This window comes from Pseudonocardia sp. (assembly GCF_050246655.1).
In the GTDB taxonomy this organism is placed as follows: Bacteria; Actinomycetota; Actinomycetes; order Mycobacteriales; family Pseudonocardiaceae; genus Pseudonocardia.
Genome location: NZ_JBFWVQ010000062.1, coordinates 1 through 20,064, shown reverse-complemented (window position 1 = coordinate 20,064; position 20,064 = coordinate 1). Strand labels below are relative to the sequence as shown.

At 73.0% G+C, this 20,064-nt stretch carries 18 protein-coding genes; 11 read left to right on the top strand and 7 right to left on the bottom strand.

The window, feature by feature from the left end; all coding sequences use genetic code 11:
* Positions 1 to 9: 9 nt before the first annotated feature.
* Positions 10 to 1,194, bottom strand: a complete 1,185-nt coding sequence (locus AB7J25_RS19225; RefSeq protein WP_428510954.1) for a winged helix DNA-binding domain-containing protein — start codon at positions 1,192 to 1,194, stop codon at positions 10 to 12.
* Between the two features lie 179 nt (positions 1,195 to 1,373).
* On the opposite strand from AB7J25_RS19225, the gene AB7J25_RS19220 reads away from it, so the two are divergent.
* Genes AB7J25_RS19220 through AB7J25_RS19210 form a run of 3 tightly spaced genes read left to right on the top strand, consistent with a single transcriptional unit; the run spans position 1,374 to position 5,076 of the window.
* On the top strand, positions 1,374 to 2,486 hold the full coding sequence (locus tag AB7J25_RS19220) for a hypothetical protein (protein ID WP_428510953.1): 1,113 nt from the start codon (positions 1,374 to 1,376) through the stop codon (positions 2,484 to 2,486).
* 38 nt (positions 2,487 to 2,524) lie between these two features.
* Complete coding sequence (locus AB7J25_RS19215; protein ID WP_428510952.1) at positions 2,525 to 3,484, top strand: MBL fold metallo-hydrolase; 960 nt, start codon at positions 2,525 to 2,527, stop codon at positions 3,482 to 3,484.
* Positions 3,481 to 5,076, top strand: coding sequence for an FAD-dependent monooxygenase (locus tag AB7J25_RS19210; protein WP_428510951.1), 1,596 nt, complete (start codon positions 3,481 to 3,483; stop codon positions 5,074 to 5,076). The genes AB7J25_RS19215 and AB7J25_RS19210 overlap by 4 nt, the downstream gene beginning before the upstream one ends.
* Positions 5,077 to 5,218: 142 nt before the next feature.
* Here AB7J25_RS19210 and AB7J25_RS19205 read toward each other — a convergent pair whose 3' ends face one another.
* Positions 5,219 to 6,547, bottom strand: a complete 1,329-nt coding sequence (locus tag AB7J25_RS19205) for a CoA transferase (protein WP_428510950.1) — start codon at positions 6,545 to 6,547, stop codon at positions 5,219 to 5,221.
* A 171-nt stretch (positions 6,548 to 6,718) separates the two neighbouring features.
* Between AB7J25_RS19205 and AB7J25_RS19200 the strand changes: the two genes are divergently transcribed.
* From AB7J25_RS19200 to AB7J25_RS19190, 3 genes are all read left to right on the top strand, one after another.
* A complete protein-coding gene (locus tag AB7J25_RS19200) occupies positions 6,719 to 6,913 on the top strand; it encodes a DUF3046 domain-containing protein (protein ID WP_428510949.1) in 195 nt (64 codons plus the stop codon).
* Between the two features lie 166 nt (positions 6,914 to 7,079).
* Positions 7,080 to 8,120: a recombinase RecA gene (gene recA / locus AB7J25_RS19195; RefSeq protein ID WP_428510947.1), complete on the top strand. Its 1,041-nt coding sequence runs from the start codon at positions 7,080 to 7,082 to the stop codon at positions 8,118 to 8,120.
* Between the two features lie 2 nt (positions 8,121 to 8,122).
* The gene (locus AB7J25_RS19190) at positions 8,123 to 9,100 is read left to right on the top strand and encodes a RecX family transcriptional regulator (protein WP_428510945.1); all 978 of its coding nucleotides are present in this window, start codon (positions 8,123 to 8,125) and stop codon (positions 9,098 to 9,100) included.
* Positions 9,101 to 9,199: 99 nt separating this feature from the next.
* Here AB7J25_RS19190 and AB7J25_RS19185 read toward each other — a convergent pair whose 3' ends face one another.
* Positions 9,200 to 10,162, bottom strand: a complete 963-nt coding sequence (locus AB7J25_RS19185; RefSeq protein ID WP_428510943.1) for a LysR family transcriptional regulator — start codon at positions 10,160 to 10,162, stop codon at positions 9,200 to 9,202.
* A gap of 149 nt (positions 10,163 to 10,311) precedes the next feature.
* Between AB7J25_RS19185 and AB7J25_RS19180 the strand changes: the two genes are divergently transcribed.
* The 4 genes from AB7J25_RS19180 (at position 10,312) to AB7J25_RS19165 (ending at position 16,295) form a co-directional block, all read left to right on the top strand.
* Positions 10,312 to 11,115, top strand: a complete 804-nt coding sequence (locus tag AB7J25_RS19180; protein WP_428510941.1) for a hypothetical protein — start codon at positions 10,312 to 10,314, stop codon at positions 11,113 to 11,115.
* 12 nt (positions 11,116 to 11,127) lie between these two features.
* Positions 11,128 to 13,059 (top strand): fumarate reductase/succinate dehydrogenase flavoprotein subunit, encoded by a 1,932-nt coding sequence (locus AB7J25_RS19175; RefSeq protein ID WP_428510940.1) that lies wholly within the window; start codon positions 11,128 to 11,130, stop codon positions 13,057 to 13,059.
* Positions 13,056 to 13,808 (top strand): succinate dehydrogenase/fumarate reductase iron-sulfur subunit, encoded by a 753-nt coding sequence (locus AB7J25_RS19170; RefSeq protein ID WP_428510938.1) that lies wholly within the window; start codon positions 13,056 to 13,058, stop codon positions 13,806 to 13,808. The genes AB7J25_RS19175 and AB7J25_RS19170 overlap by 4 nt, the downstream gene beginning before the upstream one ends.
* A 129-nt stretch (positions 13,809 to 13,937) precedes the next feature.
* The gene (locus AB7J25_RS19165; RefSeq protein ID WP_428510936.1) at positions 13,938 to 16,295 is read left to right on the top strand and encodes a S9 family peptidase; all 2,358 of its coding nucleotides are present in this window, start codon (positions 13,938 to 13,940) and stop codon (positions 16,293 to 16,295) included.
* A gap of 7 nt (positions 16,296 to 16,302) precedes the next feature.
* Here the strand turns inward: AB7J25_RS19165 and AB7J25_RS19160 are convergent, their stop codons facing one another.
* The 4 genes from AB7J25_RS19160 to gluA form a co-directional block, all read right to left on the bottom strand.
* A complete protein-coding gene (locus AB7J25_RS19160) occupies positions 16,303 to 17,178 on the bottom strand; it encodes an amino acid ABC transporter permease (protein WP_428510934.1) in 876 nt (291 codons plus the stop codon).
* Positions 17,175 to 17,822, bottom strand: a complete 648-nt coding sequence (locus AB7J25_RS19155) for an amino acid ABC transporter permease (protein ID WP_428510932.1) — start codon at positions 17,820 to 17,822, stop codon at positions 17,175 to 17,177. The genes AB7J25_RS19160 and AB7J25_RS19155 overlap by 4 nt, the downstream gene beginning before the upstream one ends.
* A gap of 72 nt (positions 17,823 to 17,894) precedes the next feature.
* On the bottom strand, positions 17,895 to 18,779 hold the full coding sequence (locus AB7J25_RS19150) for a glutamate ABC transporter substrate-binding protein (protein WP_428510931.1): 885 nt from the start codon (positions 18,777 to 18,779) through the stop codon (positions 17,895 to 17,897).
* A gap of 46 nt (positions 18,780 to 18,825) precedes the next feature.
* Positions 18,826 to 19,554: a glutamate ABC transporter ATP-binding protein GluA gene (gene gluA, locus AB7J25_RS19145; RefSeq protein WP_428510966.1), complete on the bottom strand. Its 729-nt coding sequence runs from the start codon at positions 19,552 to 19,554 to the stop codon at positions 18,826 to 18,828.
* Between the two features lie 119 nt (positions 19,555 to 19,673).
* Here gluA and AB7J25_RS19140 point away from each other — a divergent pair.
* The coding region (locus AB7J25_RS19140) for a response regulator transcription factor (RefSeq protein ID WP_428510929.1) at positions 19,674 to 20,064 on the top strand (391 nt) is incomplete at its 3' end.

The window sequence follows — 20,064 nt, the reverse complement described above, 5'->3', positions numbered from 1 at the left end:
TCGTCCCTGTCAGGCGAGCAGCCGCGCCTGCATCGGCGCCGGGAACCGCACGGTGAACCGGACGTCGCCGAGCAGCGTTTCCAGCGCGTGCGCGGCCTCGTCGACCATCGCCCGCCGCTGCGCCCCGACGTCGGCGAGCATCCGCACGGCGATCGTGCCGTCGCGGCGCTGCACCCAGCCGCCCGCGATCCGCCCGTCCACCCACACCGCGGGCCCGCCGTTGCCGTTGCGGTCGAACATCTCCCCGGCATGGGCCGGGTCGAGGTGGAAGCCGCGCAGCTTCCAGCCCATCGTCGCCGGGTCGAGGCCGGGCAGCAGCGCGACGGACGGCTCGTGCTCGGGCACCGGGTCGAGGTCGTCGGGCAGGACGTAGCCGGTTCCCTCCTCCATGTCGACCTCCGCCGCACCGGCGGCCGCCAGCGCCGCCGCCGTCGTCGCGACCGTCCAGCCCGCCCACCACTGCAGGTCGGCGCGGGTGGCAGGGCCGAAGGCGCGCAGATACGCGCGGGCGAGCCGGGCCGCGGCCACGGCGGGCGCCAGCGGCTCGCCCAGGCCGCCGTCGACCCAGGCCTCCGCGGCCGCCCACCGGTACTGACCGTTGATCCAGCTCCCGGTGGGCCGGGCCCGCAGCACCCGGCCCTCGAAGCCCATGAGCAGCAGCACCCGGCTGTGCGCACCCTGCTTCGCCGTCGACGAGCCCGAGCCGAGCGTCAGCGGTACGGCGAGCTCCGGCAGCCGCCTGCCGATCTCGCGGGCCGTGAGCGGACCGGCGGCGACCAGCTCGGCGGTGATCCGCTCCGCCGCGCCGGCGACCCAGGCCTCGGGATCGGCGATCCCGCCGCTCGCGACCTGGGCGAGGATCTGCCGCCGCTGCACCCGGGCGACGTCGCGGGTGGCGGCGTGGTGGGCCACCCGGGCGGCCTCCCGTCCGAGGACCCACAGCGTGCGGCGCATCGCGTGGTGGCGCAGGAGGGTGCGGTCCGTGTAGAGGGCATCGTCGACCGCGGCCAGCCGCGGGGAGCGCATCCGCGCCGTCGCCGAGAGGTAGACGGTGACCGGGTCGCTCGCGTGCAGGGCCGCGACGTCGTCCGCGATGCGTACGACGTCGTCCGTCCGCCGGGCGGCGGCGAGGCGGTGGCGATGGACGAGACGTGCACGCCGCTGCGCGGTGTCGATCTTCGGGGTGACGGCCACGTCCACGAGCGTGCCATCCGGCGATCACAGCGCGGCGCGTCAGGGCCAATGCTCGCTACGCGTGGTGGCCGTATCCGCGGCCGCCAGCGACTCGGGTGAATTCCGGGCGTCACCCTGCGGCGAGCTAGGTCGTTTGGAGTATGAGGTACCGACGAACGGGGGGTGGATGCGTGGAGACGATGAGTCGCCGCACCGACGGCGGTCGGCACCGCGAGCCTGACGGGCCGCACCGGAGCGTCCCGACACAGCGAGACGATCCCTGGGCCGCCGACGCGTGGGAGGGCCCGGCGGGGTGGGACGACGGCTGGGACGACGCCTGGGACGACGAGCCGCCGGGTGCACCCGACGACGGCGAGGAGGACGGGTACGTCACGGACTCCCGCGAGGGCCGTGCACCCGCCGGTCCGCACGCCGTCGGGCACGGCGCCTACGTGGACGACCGATGGGACCTGACCGAGGAGCAGGCGGTCGCCACCGGGCCGGTCGTCGGCTGGGAGGCGCCCACCGGGCACCGCCCCGTGCACGAGCGGCCGGGCCCGCCTGCCGCGGCGGTCTCGGCGACCGCGGCGACCGCGGTCCACCAGGCCGTGGGCCCCGCGGCCGGGGAGCGGGCCGCCGAGGCGGCCGGGGACCAGTCCCGAGCCGTCCACGGCACAGGCCCGAACCGGGCCGCCACCGCGGCGGAACCGGCCGTGGCCGGAACCGAGCAGCGCTCCCGCACCGCGGGAGCGCGCTGCACGCGCCGCCGCCGGATCGTGAGCAGGGGCGGCCGCGGGCGCCGCCTCGCGTGGACGGTCGCCGCCCTCGCCGCGCTCGCTGCTGTCGCCGTCGCGGTGGTGCTGCTCGTCGTCCCGGCTCCGGGGCGCGACGCCACGGCGCCCACCGGAACGGTCGCGGTCGCCGCACCCGCGCCGTCCGAGGCGGAGTTCGGGGAGCGGCTCGTGCGCACCGACGGCTGGACCGTCGAGATCGACGAGCCGCGCGCCCACGAGAAGGGCGAGGACGCCGACGTCGACCTGCCCTCGGGGACGGCGCGCGCCGTCGTCGTGGAGGTGGTGCTCACCAACACCGGCGCCGAGGCCCGCGACACCGCGGGCTGGACGGTCAAGGCGATCGTGGGCAGCACGCCCGTCGAGGTGCTGCCCGAGGGTGCGGCGCCCAGCCGCACCGTCCGCCCGGGCGCGTCGCTGACGTTCCCGGTCACGGTGCCGATGCCGAAGGCCGAGTCGGACCTGCAGCTGGAGGCCGCGCCCGGTGGTGGGGCACCGAGCCTGTTCGTCGGCACGGCCTGAGACTGGCCGGGCGCGGCCTGCCGGGGCAGCATGGGCGGATGCCCCGACCGTTCGCCTCCACCGCAGACGTCGCCGCCAAGGAGCAGACGCTCGCGGTTCTCGCCGACGGCGTCTACGCGCTCACCGCCGAGGGTGACCCGAACGTCGGCGCGATCGAGGGCGAGGACTTCCTCGTCTGCTTCGAGGCGCTGGCGACCCCGGTGGCGGCCCGCCGCTGGCTGGACCGGCTGCGCCAACGCACCGACAAGCCCGTCCGCTACCTCGTGCTGAGCCACTACCACGCGGTGCGGGTGCTCGGGGCGTCGGCGTTCGACGCGCAGGTCGTCGTCGCCCACGAGCGCACGCGCGACCTGGTGCTGGAACGGGGTCGCGAGGACTGGGAATCGGAGTACGGGCGGATGCCGCGCCTGTTCGAGGAACCCGAGTCCATCCCCGGGCTCACGGTGCCGACGCTCACCTTCTCCGACCGGGCCACCATCGACCTCGGCGGCGACCGCGGCCCGCTGGAGCTGCGCCACCTCGGCCGCGGCCACACCGAGGGCGATCTCGTGGCGTGGCTGCCGCGGCAGCGGATCCTGTTCGCGGGCGATCTCGTCGAGTCCGAGGCCGCGCTCTACACCGGGGACGCCTTCCACCGGGAGTGGTCGACCACCACCCTGGACGCCGTCGCCGACCTGGGGGCGGAGACCCTCGTCGGCGGACGCGGCGGCGTCACCCACGGCCACGCGGACGTGGAGGCCGCGATCACGCAGACCCGCGGATTCCTCACCACCCTCCTGCGCGAGGTCGGCGCCGTCCAGGCCGGTGGCGGCGGCCTCAAGGACGCCTTCGACGCCGCCCACACGGCCCTCGTCGGGCGGTACGGGCGCTGGCCGATCTTCGAGCACTGCCTGCCGTTCGACGTCTCGCGGGTGTGGGACGAGCTGTCCGGGATCGAGCGACCCGTCGTGTGGACCGCGGAGCGGGACCGGGCCGTGTGGGAGCAGCTCCAGACATGACCCAGGTGGCGGTGATCGGCAACGGGCCGGTCGGTCAGACGGCGGCGCTGTTGCTCGGCCGCTGGGGCGTCCGCACGGTGGTCCTGGACCGCCGCCCCTGCCGCGACGTCGTGGGTTCGCGCGCCATCTGCCAGCACCGCGACGTCCTCGACGTGTGGGCGGCCGTCGGGGCGGGGGAGCGGATCGCCGAGGAGGGCGTCACGTGGACCACCGCCCGCACCTTCCACGGCGAGCGCGAGCTCTTCAGCTACCCGCTGCCGGACGCAGGCCGCTCGCCGTTCCCGCCGTTCGTCAACATCTCGCAGGCCCGCACCGAGGAACTGCTCGACGAGCGGATCGCGGCCGAGGCGCTCGTCGACGTCCGGTGGGGGTGCGAGGTCGTCGGCATCGACCAGGACACCCGCGGCGCCACCGTCCGGTGCGCGGACGGTTCGTCCGTCCGGGCCGCGTACGTGCTGGTGTGCGCCGGTGCGCGGGCCGATGCGCTGCGCGCCGGGCTGGACGTCACGTTCGAGGGGCGCTCGTTCGACGACCGGTTCCTCATCTGCGACATCCGCGCCGAGCTGCCCGGATGGGCGGCCGAGCGCCGGTTCTGGTTCGACCCCGCGTGGAACCCGGGACGCCAGGTGCTCATCCACCCGTGCCCGGACTCGACGTTCCGCATCGACTGGCAGGTGCCGCCCGACTACGACCTCGACGCCGACGAGCGCTCCGGTGGCCTCGACGCGCGCATCCGGGCGATCATCGGCGAGCGATCGTACGAGGTCGTGTGGCGCTCGGTCTACCGGTTCCAGTCCCGGATCGCGTCGCGGCTGCAGGTCGGCCGGGTGCTGCTGGCGGGCGATGCCGCGCACCTGTTCTCCCCGTTCGGCGCCCGCGGGCTCAACTCGGGCGTCCAGGACGCCGAGAACGCCGCGTGGAAGCTCGCGTTCGTCCTGCGCGGCTGGGCCCCGGAGAGCCTGCTCGGCAGCTACCACGACGAGCGCCACGCCGCGGCCCGCGAGAACCTCGCGGTCACCACCGCGACCATGGACTTCCTCGTGCCGCCGGACGCCGAGCGCGCCGCGCACCGGCGCTCGGTGCTCGAGCGCGCCGCCGAGGACCCCACCGCGCACGCCCACGTCGACAGCGGGCGCCTCGCCGAGCCGTTCTGGTACGTCGAGTCCCCGCTCACCACCCGCGACGACCTGCGCCGCCGGTTCGCGGGCCGCCCGCCGCGCGGGACGACGCCCGATCCGGGGCCGGGGATCCTGCTGCCGGACGCCCCCGTGCGCCATCCGCGGGCCACCCGGCTGCGCGAGCTCGCCCGCGACGGGTTCCTGCTGCTCGTCACCGATCCGCTGAGCCCGATGGTGCTGGAGAACCTCACCGTCGCCGCGCCGGTGCGGGCCCGTAGGCTCGCCGACCTGGACCCGGACGGGGAGATCGCCGCGCTGCTGCGCGCCCGCCCCGGAGAGGTGTGGATCGTGCGCCCGGACGCGCACGTCGCCGCCGTGCTGAGCCATCCGCGACCCGGCGAGGTGGACGCGGCCGTGCGCCGCGCGCTCGGGGCCAGGGCGGCGCGACCGGACGTGGTGGGCTCGTCGGCCTGATCAGCGCCGGTTGCGGAAGTTCCGGATCAGGACGATCAGCGCCGCCAGCAGCGCGATGATCACCACCGCCTGGCCGAGCGGCGAGGAGAAGCCAGTGGGGTCACCGTCGGCGAACATCTCCCGACCGTACCGGCCGGGGCCGTCACGACGGCCATGCCGCGACGGCCGTCCCGAAACTCGGCGGCGGAGGGCCCCAGCGCAGCGGGCGGCCCTCGACCGCCCCCGGCGGTGCGGCGAGGGTGAGCCGCCCGTCGGGTGCGTCGATCTCCTGCAGGTGGGGTGCCGGGTCGACCTCCTCCGGATCCGGGCCCGCCTCGGCCGGCAGCCCGAGCAGCCACTGCGCCGTGCCGAGCAGCGAGAACCGCACGTGCGGCGTGCCGCCGCGGGCCCGCTGCTGCGCGACCGCGAGCGACGTCCCGGCCGCCATGAGGTAGCCGGTCGCGTGGTCGAGGAGCTGGGCGGGCAGGGTCCCGGGCGGGGTGTCGCCGCTCCAGCCGGGGCCGGCCTCGCGCACCGCGATGCCGCAGGCCACCTGGACGAGGCTGTCGAACCCGCGACGGGCCGCCCACGGCCCCCGGTGGCCCCACGCGGAGAGCGTCACGACCGTGAGCCCCGGGTGCCGCTCCGCCAACGCCTCGGGGGCGAGCCCGAACCGGTCCAGCGCACCCGGCCGGTACCCGGTGACGACGACGTCCGCGCCGCGCAGCAGCTCCTCGCGAGTGTCGCGGTCGGCGAGATCGGCGAGCGCGCTGCGCTTGCCGGGCAGCATGTCCCACGCCTGCAGCGCGATCTCGGGGCGGTCCGGCGGATCGACGCGCAGCACGTCCGCGCCGTGGACGGCCAGCGTGCGGGTCGCGACCGGCCCGGCGATGACGCGGGTGAGGTCGAGGACACGCAGCCGCCCGGTGGACGGCCGCGGTGGGGCGGGGCCGACGTCGCGGCGCTCGACGAGCGGCGGTGCGGCGTCCGGCGTCGCCCGGGCGGCCGCCCACCCGGCCTCGGTCCGGCAGGCCGCGGCGACCCCGCCCGCCTCGTGCAACGCGGTCTCCAGCTCGACCGCCGCCCACCCGGCGATGGCGCGCCGGACGGAGTCGAGGTCGTCGGCGCAGCCCAGCACGCGCAGGGCGGCCACGCGGTGCCACGAGTAGTTGGCGTGCAGCCGGACCCAGCCGTCCGCCGCGCGGTGGAACGCCGACAGCGGATCGAACGGCGCACCGGGGCTCGCGCCGTCGCGACGCAGGTAACGCTCGCTGCGCACGGCGACGGCGAGCCGGCGCGTGTCCAGGGCGACGCGTCCGGACGTGGCGGCGAGCAGGCTCGACCCGGCCGCCGCCACCGCGGCGGCGGTGCACGGCAGCGTGGAGCGCAACGTCCGGGCGGGGCCGGTGAGCGCGAGGCGACCGAGCGCGAAGGGATCGCCGCCGAGCCGGCGCCAGGCGTCGGCGAGCGCAGCCTCGGCCGTGGTGGTCACGCCTGCCGAGCTTGCCACCGCGGCCCCGCACCGCGGCGGCCCACCCGGCCCGGCTGGACGAGCGGCGCGTTCGTCCAACCCAGTTGGACGAACGCGCCTCTCGTGCGCACCGGGGTGCCGCCCGCCGCCCGCCCGCCGCCGGTCCGCACGGCCGCGGCTACCGTGGGCCACGTGCGCCTGACCGAGTTCCGGACCCTCATGAACGACGAGTTCGGCCCGGTCCGCGCGGCTTCGCTCGCCCGCGACCACGTCTTCGCCGAGCTCGGCGGCCGCACCGTCGAGGACGCGCTGGAGGCCGGGACCGACCCGCGGGCGGTCTGGCGGGCGGTGTGCGAGGCGTACGACGTGCCGCGCAGCCGCCGCTGACGCCCGCTGGCGTGTCGGGATCGTCCTTCGAACAGGTGTTCGCTATGGTGTTGTCCACCTGACGCGCAGTTGTCCACAGCTGCCGAGATCGCCCGGGAAATGTCGGTGGCGGGCCCTACCGTCGATCCCGAGCACCACACCTCGACCCCGATGGAGATTCCCGGCGATGAGCGCACCGGACCGCGAGAAGGCCCTCGAGCTGGCCCTCGCCCAGATCGAGAAGAACCACGGCAAGGGCTCGGTGATGCGCCTCGGCGACGACACGCGCCCGCCGATCGGCATCATCCCCACCGGCTCCATCGCCCTGGACGTCGCGCTGGGCGTGGGCGGCCTGCCCCGCGGCCGCGTCGTCGAGGTGTACGGGCCGGAGTCCAGCGGCAAGACCACGGTCGCGCTGCACTGCGTGGCCAACGCCCAGGCCGGGGGCGGTATCGCGGCCTTCATCGATGCCGAGCACGCGCTCGACCCGGAGTACGCCAAGGCGCTCGGGGTCGACACCGACCAGCTGCTCGTCTCGCAGCCGGACACCGGTGAGCAGGCGTTGGAGATCGCGGACATGCTGATCCGCTCCGGCGCGCTGGACATCATCGTCATCGACTCGGTGGCCGCGCTCGTGCCGCGTGCCGAGATCGAGGGCGAGATGGGCGACAGCCACGTCGGCCTGCAGGCCCGGCTGATGAGCCAGGCGCTGCGCAAGATCACCGGCGCGCTGAGCAACTCGGGCACCACCGCGATCTTCATCAACCAGCTGCGCGAGAAGATCGGCGTGATGTTCGGCTCCCCGGAGACCACCACGGGTGGGCGGGCGCTGAAGTTCTACGCGTCCGTGCGCCTGGACGTGCGGCGGATCGAGACCCTCAAGGACGGCTCCGACATGGTCGGCAACCGCACGCGGGTCAAGGTCGTGAAGAACAAGGTGGCGCCGCCGTTCAAGCAGGCCGAGTTCGACATCCTCTACGGCGTCGGCATCAGCCGCGAGGGCTCGCTGATCGACGTGGGCGTCGAGCAGGCGATCATCCGCAAGTCCGGCGCCTGGTACACCTATGAGGGCGACCAGCTCGGCCAGGGCAAGGAGAACGCCCGCAAGTTCCTCCGGGAGAACCCGGACGTCGCCGCCGAGATCGAGAAGAAGATCAAGGAGAAGCTCGGCATCGGGGCACAGGTCGACGCGGACGTCGTGCCGCTGCCCGCGCCCGTCGACTTCTGAGCGTGTCGGGTACGCACCCGGCCGACACCCGGGTCGTCTCCCTCGCCGACCTGCTCACGGGTGCGGTGGCGGCCGCGCCCGTGGCCCGGTTGCCGCTCGCCGAGGACGAGGCGGTGACGGCTGCCGCGCAGCCGCCAGGGGAGCAGGGCCGCGCGCCCGCTCCGGTCGCGCGGCTCGATGCGCTCACCGGCGCGCATCCGCGGGATCGGGATCCGGGCGAGCGGGACCCGGGAGAGCAGGATCCGGGCGAGCCTGCCGGGCGGCGCCGTCGCCGCCGGCCGGCCCGTTCCGCGGACGGCGGCCGGGCCGGGGCGCGCACGCGCCTCGCCGGGCGGCCGGCGTCCGGCGGAACGGCGGAGGGAGCCCATCCCGCGGACGGTGCCCCCGCGGAAGCCCGGGCGCCCGCGGGCCGCCGCCCCGTCCCTGTCGACGGCCAGGCCGATCCCGGGGCCGATCCTGAAGCCGACCCCATAGCCGTCGCCCGGGCGATCTGCCTGCGCCTGCTCACCGAGCGGGCCCACACCCGCGACGAGCTGGCCAGGGCGCTGCGGCGCAAGGGTGTCCCGGACGACGCGGCGGCCGACGTCCTGGGCCGGTTCGACGAGGTCGGGCTCATCGACGACGAGGCCTTCGCCGAGCAGTGGGTCCGGTCCCGGCACGCCCATCGCGGGCTGGGCCGCCGTGCCCTGGCCGTCGAGCTGCGCCGCAAGGGCGTGGCGGACGAGATCGCGGTCGAGGCGGTCGCGGCGGTCGACGACGAGTCGGAGGAGCGCCGGGCCCGTGAGCTCGTGGTGCGGCGGGTCCGCAGCCTGCGCACGGAGACCCCGGAGCTGCGCGCAGCGGCCGGGCGCAAGCTGGTCGGCATGCTCGCCCGCAAGGGGTACGGGGGCGGCGTCGCCTACCGGGTCGTGCGCGAGGTCCTCGCCGAGCGCGGCGCCGAGGCGGAGGAGCTGGGCACCGAGCCGCCCGCCGACGACTGACGGACGGCTCGCGGAGGCGGTCGTCGGTCTTCCCCGTTCATGATCGTCGAGATCGGTACATGACGTTCACAGGTGAACGTCATGTACCGGCTTCGGTGATCATGCACTGGTGGCAGGCCGCAACAGCACCTGCACGTCGCCCACCAGCCCGTTCCCGCTCGACAGGTCACCGAGCAGTTCGAGCAGTGTGTCGCAGAACGCCTGCACGGCGTGGGTGGGGGTGAGGTCCGAGCGGCGGGCGAGCGCGACGGTCCGGTACAGCGGCGGGGTCAGGGCGGTGCGCTGGAGCCCCGGACGTCCGGCGAAGACGAGGTCCGGCACCACGGCCGCGCCCGCGCCAGCCTCGACGAGTCGCAGGACGGCGTCCATCTCGCCGCCCTCGACGGCGATGCGGGGGCTCACCCTGGCCTCGGCGCAGGCGCGCAGGGTGACCTCGCGCAGGTCGTAGCCCTCACGGGGCAGGACGAGGGGATGGCGGGACAGCTCGGCGACGGTGATCGTGCGCCGCGCGACGACGCGCCCGGTCTGCCCGGTCTGACGCGCCGCCGAGGCGACGGAGAGGCGTTCGCGCAGGAGCGGGGTGACGGCGAGGCCGGGATCGAGCCCGGCGGCCGGGACGATGACGAGCGCGAGATCGAGGTCGCCGCGCGCGAGCCCGCGTTCGAGCGGTTGGGAGCCGTTCTCGACGAGCTCGACCCGGATGTCGGGATGGCGGCCGCAGAAGGTGCGCAGGACGTCGGCGAGCACGCCGATGCACAGCGACGGGGTGGCGCCGACCCGCACCCGCCCCGAGCGCAGCCCGACGAGCTCGGCGACGGCGGTGCGGGCGCTGTCCATGTCGGCGAGGATCCGGCGCGCCAGCGGCAGTACGGCCTCGCCCGCCGGGGTGAGGTGCAGGCCGTCGCGGGCGCCGCGGTCGACGAGGCGGGCGCCGAGCTCCTGTTCGAGAACGCGCAGCTGGCGGCTGAGTGTCGGCTGTGCCACGCCCACCGTGTCCGCCGCGCGTGTGAAGCTGCCCACATCTGCCAGCGCGACGAAGTATGCGAGCTGCTGAAGTGTCACCTCGATAGCCTAGAGGCATGGTCGACCCATAGCCGATGCATTTGCGGTCGAATGGATTTGGTAGCCAGTCTGTCGCCGCACAGCCGTAGGCTCTGCGGCGTCATGGCCTTGCGACGTCGCAGGTCGGGAATAGATGAGGAACCACTGACGTGTCATCCACCACAGACGCGTCCGCAGGCCGGGCGCGCATCTCGGCCAGGACACTTCGCAAGGACCGCTGGTGGCTCTCGCCCGCGGTCCAGGGCACCGCGCTGGTCATCCTGCTCGGCTACGTGGTCGTCCGGCTGTTCATGCGGAGCTACTACTTCGTGCCCGAGTACGGCTACCTGACGCCGCTCTACTCGCCCTGTATCAGCACGCTCTGTACCCCGGGTTCGTCGCATTTCGGCACGATCTTCGGCGACCTGCCGGTCTGGATCCCCCTGCCGATCATCGTGTTCCCGATCCTGCTGGGCTTCCGGGCGACCTGCTACTACTACCGCAAAGCGGTCTACCGCTCGCTGCTGCAGAGCCCCACGGCCTGCGCGGTGGCGGAGCCGGCCAAGCGCTACGGCGGGGAGACGAAGTTCCCGTTCGTGCTGATGAACTACCACCGCTACTTCTTCTACGCGGCATCGATCCTGCTGCTGGTCAACACCTATGACGCGGTGCTGGCCTACTTCCCGCCGGGCCGCGGTTTCGGCATCGGGCTGGGATCGCTGATCCTCACGGCGAACGTGCTCCTCCTGTGGGGCTACACGATGGGTTGCCACGCGTGCCGCCACATCGTCGGCGGGCGGCTCAAGCACTTCTCGCGCCACCCGCTGCGCTACAAGGCCTGGACGCTGGTCTCCAAGTTCAACGGCAAGCACATGCAGTGGGCCTGGGCGTCCCTGATCAGCGTCACGCTGACCGACGTCTACATCATGTCGGTGTCCGCCGGCTGGATCCCCGACCTGCGATTCTTCAACTGAGGGAGGATGACCATGAACGATCGTGAGAACGCGGTGGAGCGCCACGAGTACGACGTCGTGGTCATCGGAGCCGGCGGCGCCGGGCTCCGGGCTGCGATCGAGGCCCGTCTCCAGGGCAAGCGGACCGCGATCATCTCGAAGTCCCTGTTCGGCAAGGCCCACACGGTCATGGCCGAGGGCGGCTGCGCAGCGGCGATGGGCAACGTCAACGCGAACGACAACTGGCAGGTCCACTTCCGCGACACCATGCGCGGAGGGAAGTTCCTCAACAACTGGCGGATGGCGGAGCTGCACGCCAGGGAGGCCCCGGAGCGGGTCTGGGAGCTGGAGACCTACGGGGCGCTGTTCGACCGCACCCCGGACGGCAAGATCAGCCAGCGCAACTTCGGCGGGCACACCTACCCGCGCCTGGCCCACGTCGGCGACCGCACCGGCCTGGAGATGATCCGCACGCTGCAGCAGAAGGTCGTGTCGCTGCAGCAGGAGGACTTCGCGGAGACCGGCGACTACGAGTCCCGCATCCGGGTCTTCCACGAGTGCACGATCACCGACCTGCTCAAGGACGGCGACCGGATCGCGGGCTGCTTCGGCTACTTCCGCAAGGACGGCCGCTTCGTGCGCTTCGACACGCCGGCGATCGTGCTGGCGACGGGCGGTGTGGGCAAGAGCTATTCCGTGACGTCGAACTCGTGGGAGTACACCGGCGACGGGCACGCGCTGGCCCTTCGCGCGGGCGCCACGCTGATCAACATGGAGTTCCTGCAGTTCCACCCGACGGGCATGGTCTGGCCGCCGTCGGTGAAGGGGATCCTCGTCACCGAGTCGGTGCGCGGCGACGGCGGCATCCTCACGAACTCCGAGGGCAAGCGGTTCATGTTCGACTACATCCCGGACGTGTTCCGCGAGCAGTACGCGACGACGCCCGAGGAGGGCGACCGCTGGTACACCGACCCGGACAACAACCGGCGCCCGCCGGAGCTGCTGCCCCGCGACGAGGTGGCCCGTGCGATCAACTCCGAGGTGAAGGCCGGCCGGGGCACCCCGCACGGCGGCGTGTACCTCGACATCGCCTCGCGCCGGACGCCCGAGGAGATCCTCAAGAAGCTCCCGTCGATGTACCACCAGTTCAAGGAGCTGGCCGATGTCGACATCACGAAGGAGCCGATGGAGGTCGGACCGACGTGCCACTACGTCATGGGTGGCGTGGAGGTCGACCCGGACACCGCGATGAGCACGGTGCCGGGCCTGTTCGCGGCCGGTGAGGTCGCGGGCGGGATGCACGGCTCGAACCGGCTCGGCGGCAACTCCCTGTCGGACCTCATCGTCTTCGGCCGCCGGGCCGGGCTCGGCGCCGCCGAGTACGTGAGCGGCCTGGGCGCCACGCCCGCGGTGCACGACGCGGACCTCCAGAGCGCGCAGGAACGCGCGCTGCTGCCGTTCTCGACGGCCGCCGAGGGCGGGGAGAACCCGTTCGTCGTGCACACCGAGCTGCAGAAGACGATGCACGAGCTGGTCGGCATCATCCGCAAGGCGGACGAGATGGAGCTGGCGCTGAAGGCGCTGGAGGACATCGCGACCCGCGCGAAGACGGTGAGCGTCTCCGGCGAGCGCGCGTTCAACCCGAACTGGCACCTGGCGCTGGACCTGCGCAACATGCTGCTGGTGTCGCTCTGCGTCGCGAAGGCGGCGCTGGAGCGGCAGGAGAGCCGCGGTGGGCACACCCGCAACGACTACCCGGTGATGGACTCGGACTGGCGTCACGTCCTGCTGGTGCTGTCCGCCGACGGCGAGAACGACGTCCAGCTGCAGCGCCAGGAGCAGATCCCGCTGCGGCCGGACCTGCTGGACCTGTTCGAGCTCGACGAACTGAAGAAGTACTTCACGGGTGAGGAGCTCGGCGGCCACCGGGCGGACGCGGCCGCCGACGCGGGGGAGAAGGCATGAGTCACATCCAGAAGTTCCGTGTCTGGCGCGGCGACGCCGAGGGCGGCGAGCTCGTCGACTACAAGGCCGAGGTCAACGAGGGCGAGGTCGTCCTCGACATCATCCACCGGCTGCAGCAGACCGACGCCCCGGACATGGCCGTCCGCTGGAACTGCAAGGCCGGCAAGTGCGGCTCGTGCAGTGCGGAGGTCAACGGCCGTCCGCGGCTGATGTGCATGACCCGGATGTCGACGTTCGAGCCGGACGAGACGATCACCGTGACGCCGCTGCGCACGTTCCCGGTGATCCGCGACCTGGTCACCGACGTCGAGTTCAACTATGTGAAGGCTCGCGAGGTGCCCGCGTTCGCCCCGCCGCCCGGCCTGGCGCCGGGGGAGTACCGGATGCAGCAGATCGACGTCGAGCGGAGCCAGGAGTTCCGCAAGTGCATCGAGTGCTACCTGTGCCAGAACACCTGCCACGTCGTGCGCGACCACGAGGAGAACAAGCCCGGGTTCTCCGGGCCCCGCTACCTCATGCGCATCGCCGAGCTGGACATGCACCCGCTCGACGACGCGGACCGGCAGGTCGCGGCGCAGGAGGACCACGGGCTCGGGTACTGCAACATCACCAAGTGCTGCACCGAGGTGTGCCCCGAGCACATCAAGATCACCGACAACGCGCTGATCCCCATGAAGGAGCGCGTCGTCACCCGCAGGTACAGCCCCGTCACGTGGCTCGGCCGGATCGGTCGCCGCAACGGCTCGTGACCGTCGGCCGCCCATGACCCGGTGCAACCAGGCGGCTCCGCCCCGAACCGTTCGGGGTGGAGCCGCCTTGCTGCGGTCGGGGGCACCGCGCGGGACGACCCGGACCGGGCCGGCGCGGAGCCCGGCGCGATGAGGACCACGGAGCTCGTCGTCGTCTACGACGTGGGCTGCCCGCGCTGCTCGCGGATCGCCAGGGAGCTGCCCGACGTCGTCCGGGTCCCGGTGACGGTGCGTTCGTGCCGCGACCCGCAGCTCGCCATCGCTCACCCGGACGTGCCGGCCTCGGTGCGCGCGTGCGCCCGCCCGGCGATCGGCACCCGCCGCCCGGACGGCTCGGTGCGCTGGTGGCCGGGCCTGCCCGGCGCCGTCGCCGCCGTCCTGCCGGTGGTGCGCCCCGCGGGGATGCGGGAGGCCGCGGAGCTGCTGTGGACGGCGCTGCGGCGCTCTCCCGCGCGAACGGCACGTACGGGAAATAGGTCTTCCCGTACGTGCCGTTCGCGCGGGAGCGGGGCCGGGAGGCTAGCGTCGTGTCACGTGACGCGCACGTTGCTCCCGTACGGTTCGTGGCCCACGCCGATCACCTCCGAGCTGGTCGTCGCGGGGTCGGTGCGGCTGTCGGAGGTCGCGGTCGACGGGGACGCCGTCGTGTGGTCCGAGGGCAGGCCGTCGGAGGGCGGCCGCACGCAGCTGGTCCGGTGCACCTCGGACGGCTCCACCACGGACCTGCTGCCGCCGGACCGCAACGCCCGCACCGGTGTGCACGAGTACGGCGGCGGCGCCTGGTGGGTGCGCGACGGCGTCACGTGGTTCACCGACTGGGCCGACCAGCGCCTCTACCGCCTCGACCCGGACGGCACCCTCGTTGCGCTCACCCCGGAGCCCGCGACACCCCGGACCGAGCGCTACGCCGACGGCGAGGTGAGCCCGGGCGGCACCGGCATCGTCTGCGTGCGCGAGTCGCACACCCCGGACGGGGTGCGCAACGAGATCGTGCGGCTCGACGCCGACCGGCCCTCGGCGCCGAAGGTGCTGGTGACGGGCCCGGACTTCGTCGCCGCACCGCGGATCGACCCGTCGGGCCACCAGCTGGCCTGGCTGCAGTGGAACCACCCGGACATGCCCTGGGACGCCACCCTGCTGACCGTCCTCGATCTCCCGACGGGGGAGGAGACGGTGGTCGCGGGCGGGCCGGGCGAGTCGGTCACGGAGCCGACGTGGCAGGCGGACGGCGCGCTGTGGTTCGTGTCGGACCGCTCCGGCTGGTGGAACCTCTACCGCTGGCCGCCCGGTCGCGACGTCGAGGAGGTCGTCCGGATCGACGCCGAGATCGGCGTTCCCGCCTGGACCTTCGGATCCGCACGCTACGCGGTGCTCGACGACGGCCGGGTCGTGTTCGCGCGGCGGTCCCGCGGGTTCGACGGGCTGGCCGTCCGCGCGACGGACGGCACGGTCGCGGACCTGGACCTGCCGTTCACGGCCGTCTCCGCGGTCAAGGCGGTGGGCCCGGACGCGGTGGTCGTCGTCGCGGGCACGCCGACGTCCGAGCCCGGCGTGCACCGGATCACCCTGGTGGGCCACCACGGCGCCGTCGTGGAAGCGCTGCGTCCCCCGCGCACGCTGGGCCTGGACCTCGCGGCGCTGTCCGTCCCGGAGGCGGTGTCGTTCCCGTCGGCCGGGGCGGGCGACGGGCGGACCGCCCATGCGCTCTTCTACCCGCCCGCATCGGCCACTCATGCGAGCCCGCCGGGGGAGCTGCCCCCGCTCCTGGTGATGATCCACGGCGGCCCGACGGGACAGGCGCTGCCGGTGTTCTCGCTGTCGGTGCAGTACTGGACGAGCCGGGGCTTCGCCGTGGTCGACGTCAACTACGGCGGCTCCACCGGCTACGGCCGCCCGTACCGGGAGGAGCTGCGCGGGAACTGGGGCGTCGTGGACGTGGCCGACTGCCTGGCCGCGGCGAGCTGGCTGGCGGCGCAGGGGCGGGTGGATCCGGCCCGGCTGTGCATCCGCGGCGGGTCCGCCGGCGGCTTCACCGTGCTCGCCGCCCTGGCCGCGGAGAACACGCCGTTCGCCGCGGGGGCGGACCACTTCGGCGTCGCGGACCTGGAGGCGCTGGCCCGCGACACCCACAAGTTCGAGAGCCGCTATCTCGACGGCCTGATCGGCCCGCATCCGGCAGCCCGTGACGTCTACGTCGAGCGCTCGCCGATCAGCCACGTCGAGCGGTTCACGCGGCCGCTGATCGTCCTGCAGGGCAGCGAGGACGCGATCGTGCCGCCCAGCCAGTCCGAGATGATCGTCGACGCGCTGCGGGCCAAGGGGGTGCCGGTGGCGTACCTGCTCTTCGAGGGCGAGCAGCACGGTTTCCGGCGCGCGGAGAACGTGCGCCGCGCGCTGGACGCGGAGCTGGCCTTCTACGCCCGGGTGCTCGGCTTCGAGCTGCCCGAGGCCGAGGGCATCGAGCCGGTCGAGGTGGAGAACCTCTAGGGTCGGCTCACGGTGCCGCGGTGGTCGCGGCGGCGGCGGCCTCGGGCGCGGCGGGGGGTGCGGCGGTCCGCTGCGCCCGCGACAGCCTGCGCTCGACGTACTCGGCGAGCCTGCCCAGGCTGTAGTTGATCACGATGAAGATCAGCGCGACGAAGAAGTAGACCGGGATCGGGTTGTGCAGGAACTGGATGATCTGGTTGGCCGTCCGGACGAACTCCTCGTAGGAGATGATGAACCCGAGCGAGGTGTCCTTGACGATCACCACGAGCTGGCTGATCAGCGCCGGGAGCATCACCCGGAAGGCCTGCGGGAGCTGGATCGAGCCGAGCACCTGCGCGCGGGTCAGGCCCAGCGAGAAGCCGGCCTCCGCCTGCCCGCGGGGCAGGGACGCGACGCCGGTCCGGACGATCTCCGCGATGATCACCGAGTTGTACAGCGTGAGCCCGATCACCAGCGGCCACAGCGGGTCGACGACGATGCCGAACGCCGGGAGCATCCGCCACGCCAGGAAGATCGTGATCACCACCGGCAGGCCGCGGAAGACCTCGATGAAGCCGACCACGAGCCAGCGGTACCACCGCGCCGCCGAGATCCGCGAGACCGCCAGCGCGGTCCCGATGACCAGCGAGAACACCAGCGTGAGGACGGCAGCGACGATCGTGGCGACCAACGCCATGCCCAGCCGTGTCCAGACCTGGGTGAAGTACTCGTTGGCCGGGTTGATGAGGGGGCCCCACATCTCCTCGGTGAACACCCCGGCCTGGCCGAGGCGGTAGAGCACCCAGGCCGTGACCACCGCGAGCAGGACGACCGCGAGCACGCTGGCGACCAGCGTGCGCCGCCGGGTCGCGGGCCCCGGTGCGTCGTAGAGGACCGCAGTCATCGCGCCACCGCCACCCGTCGTTCGAGGACGCCGAGCAGCAACCCGGCCGGAATGGTGATCAGGAGGTAGGCCACCGCGATGCCGACCAGCGCGGTCAGGCCGGACGTGCCCGCCCCGGACAGGGAGTCGGCCACGCTGAAGAGCTCGCCGCCCACGCCGAACGCGCCGACCAGCGCCGAGTTCTTGATCATTGCGATGATCACGCTGCCGAGCGGCGGGACGACGCTGCGCAGGGCCTGGGGCAGCACGACGAGCGAGAGCGACTGGGTGAACGTGAGCCCGACCGCCCGCGCCGCCTCCGCCTGCCCCGGCGAGACCGAGTTGATCCCCGCCCGGACCGCCTCGCAGACGAACGCCGAGGTGTAGAGGATCAGGCCGGTGACGCCGAACCAGAAGTAGGAACCGTTGACCCCGATCTCGGGCAGGCCGAACGCCACCGCGAACAGCACCACCGCCAGCGGGCAGTTGCGGAAGACGTTGACCCAGGACGTGCCGAACCACTGCAGCGGTGGCAGGGGCGACACGCGGAAGCTCGCGACCAGCGTGCCCAGCACCAACGAACCGATGGCGGCGTAGAGGCAGATCTCGAGCGTGCCCAGGAAGCCGTCACGGAACAGCGCGAAGTTGTCGTAGATGATCGTCATGGGCGTCCCGTCCGGGCAGGGGGGTGTGCGGGATGCGGGCGGTCGGGCGCCCGCACCCCGCGCGACCCGGGATCAGCTGCAGGCGTCGGCCGGCGGCAGCGGCGGGACCTCGGGGGTCACCGTGCCGACCGTGGACTCCCAGGCCTTCGCGTAGGAGCCGTCGGCCTCGGCCTTCTGGAGGGTCTGGTTGACGTACTCGCAGAAGGCGGTGTCGCCCTTGGGGATGCCGATGCCGTACGGCTCCTCGGTGAACGGCTGGCCGACCAGCTTGAACTGCCCGTCGGACTCGGCGACCAGGCCGGCGAGGATGACGTTGTCCGTGGTCACGACGTCGGTCTGGCCGGTCCGCAGGGCGTCCGCACACTTGGAGTAGACGTCGAACAGGGTGAGGTTCGCCGGGTCGACGTACCCCTTGTCCACGATCGTCTTGGCCGGCGTGGAGCCGCTCACCGAGCAGACGCGGGCGTTCGCCGGCTTGATCGACTCCGGCCCCGTGATCGTCGTGTTGTCCGACTTCACCATGAGGTCCTGGCCCGCGATGTAGTACGGGCCGGCGAAGGAGATCTTCTCCTTGCGGGCGTCGTTGATCGTGTAGGTCGCGACGACCATGTCCACGGTGCCCTGCTGGATGATGTCCTCCCGCACGCGGGAGGGCGCCTCGATGAACTCGATGTTGCTCTCCTCGATGCCCATCCCGCCGGCGATGATCTTCGCGATCTCGACGTCGAAGCCCACGGGCTTGCCGTCGAGGCCCTTCAGACCGAACAGAGGCTGGTCGAACTTCGTGCCGACCTTGATCGTGCCTGCCTCGGAGAGGCGGGCCATGGTCGTGCCTGCGGGGAAGGTCGTGTCGGCGGCACCCGAGCCGGAGCCCGAGTCGCCACCGCCGCAGGCCGTGGCGGCGAGGACCACCGTGGCCGCGGCCGCGGCGATCCGGGTGAGGTGGACGAGGCGCATGAGGTGCGGATCCCTCCTAGGTGGGTGTGCGTGTCCGGGGGCGTGCTCAGTGCGTGAGGATCTTGCCGAGGAAGTCCTTGGCCCGGTCGGACTTCGGTGCGGTGAAGAAGGAGTCCGGCGTGGTGTCCTCGACGATCTCGCCGTCCGCCATGAACACGACCCGGTTGGCCGCGCGGCGGGCGAACCCCATCTCGTGGGTGACGACGAGCATCGTCATGCCCTCCTTGGCCAGCGTCGTCATCACGTCGAGGACCTCCTGGACCATCTCCGGGTCCAGCGCCGAGGTGGGCTCGTCGAACAACATCACCTTGGGCTGCATGGCGAGCGCACGGGCGATGGCGGCGCGCTGCTGCTGGCCGCCGGAGAGCTGGGCGGGGTACTTGTCGCGCTGGTTGGCGATCCCGACGCGCTCCAGCAGGGCGAGGCCCCGCTTCTCGGCCTCGGCCTTGCCGAGCTTGCGCACCTTGAGCGGGGCGAGCGTGACGTTCTCGAGGATCGTCTTGTGCGCGAACAGGTTGAAGCTCTGGAAGACCATGCCCACGTCCGCGCGCAGCTGCGCCAACGCCTTGCCCTCGGCGGGGAGCTTCTTGCCGTCGACCTCGATCGTGCCGGAGTCGATCGGTTCCAGCCGGTTGATCGTGCGGCACAGGGTGGACTTACCCGATCCCGACGGCCCCAGCACGACGACGACCTGTCCCGCATCGACCTCCAGGTCGATGTCGCGCAGCACGTGAAGGTCTCCGAAGTGCTTGTCGACGGAAACCATCCGGATCATGGGGGTCATGCGCGTGCCTTCCGCCGGTTCGGGAGGGGTTCACTATGGGGTGACCGGGTCGGCGAGTACATCATCTTTGCCAAGTCTTAGGGTTTCGCTCCGATAACAAAGGTGGGACCGTGCACATCCTCCTCGTCGAGGACGACGACCGCATCGCGGCGGCGCTGCGGCCTGCGCTGCATCGCCACGGGATCACCACCACCCGGCTCGCTGCGGGCCGCGGGATCACCGACCACCTCGCCGACGTGGACGTCGTACTGCTGGACCTGGGTCTCCCCGATGTGGACGGGGTGGACGTCTGCCGCGCGATCCGCCAGGTCAGCGACGTACCGGTGATCGTCGTGTCGGCCCGCGGTGAGGTGGAGGACCGCATCCTCGGTCTCAACGTCGGCGCCGACGACTACCTGGTCAAGCCCTACGACATCGGCGAGCTGGTCGCGCGGGTGCACACGGTGCTGCGCCGCCGCGGCCCGGCCGGGCCGGCACCGGCGTCCGCGGCCGAGGTCGTGG

Excerpts from the sequence above, each read along its gene's own strand:
- AB7J25_RS19210 (WP_428510951.1), top strand. The coding sequence starts at position 3,481 with ATGACCCAGGTGGCGGTGATCGGCAACGGGCCGGTCGGTCAGACGGCG.
- recA (WP_428510947.1), top strand. The coding sequence starts at position 7,080 with ATGAGCGCACCGGACCGCGAGAAGGCCCTCGAGCTGGCCCTCGCCCAG.
- AB7J25_RS19170 (WP_428510938.1), top strand. The coding sequence starts at position 13,056 with ATGAGTCACATCCAGAAGTTCCGTGTCTGGCGCGGCGACGCCGAGGGC.
- AB7J25_RS19215 (WP_428510952.1), top strand. The coding sequence starts at position 2,525 with ATGCCCCGACCGTTCGCCTCCACCGCAGACGTCGCCGCCAAGGAGCAG.
- AB7J25_RS19175 (WP_428510940.1), top strand. The coding sequence starts at position 11,128 with ATGAACGATCGTGAGAACGCGGTGGAGCGCCACGAGTACGACGTCGTG.
- AB7J25_RS19165 (WP_428510936.1), top strand. The coding sequence starts at position 13,938 with ATGAGGACCACGGAGCTCGTCGTCGTCTACGACGTGGGCTGCCCGCGC.
- AB7J25_RS19155 (WP_428510932.1), bottom strand. The coding sequence starts at position 17,822 with ATGACGATCATCTACGACAACTTCGCGCTGTTCCGTGACGGCTTCCTG.
- AB7J25_RS19220 (WP_428510953.1), top strand. The coding sequence starts at position 1,374 with ATGAGTCGCCGCACCGACGGCGGTCGGCACCGCGAGCCTGACGGGCCG.
- AB7J25_RS19160 (WP_428510934.1), bottom strand. The coding sequence starts at position 17,178 with ATGACTGCGGTCCTCTACGACGCACCGGGGCCCGCGACCCGGCGGCGC.
- gluA (WP_428510966.1), bottom strand. The coding sequence starts at position 19,554 with ATGATCCGGATGGTTTCCGTCGACAAGCACTTCGGAGACCTTCACGTG.
- AB7J25_RS19150 (WP_428510931.1), bottom strand. The coding sequence starts at position 18,779 with ATGCGCCTCGTCCACCTCACCCGGATCGCCGCGGCCGCGGCCACGGTG.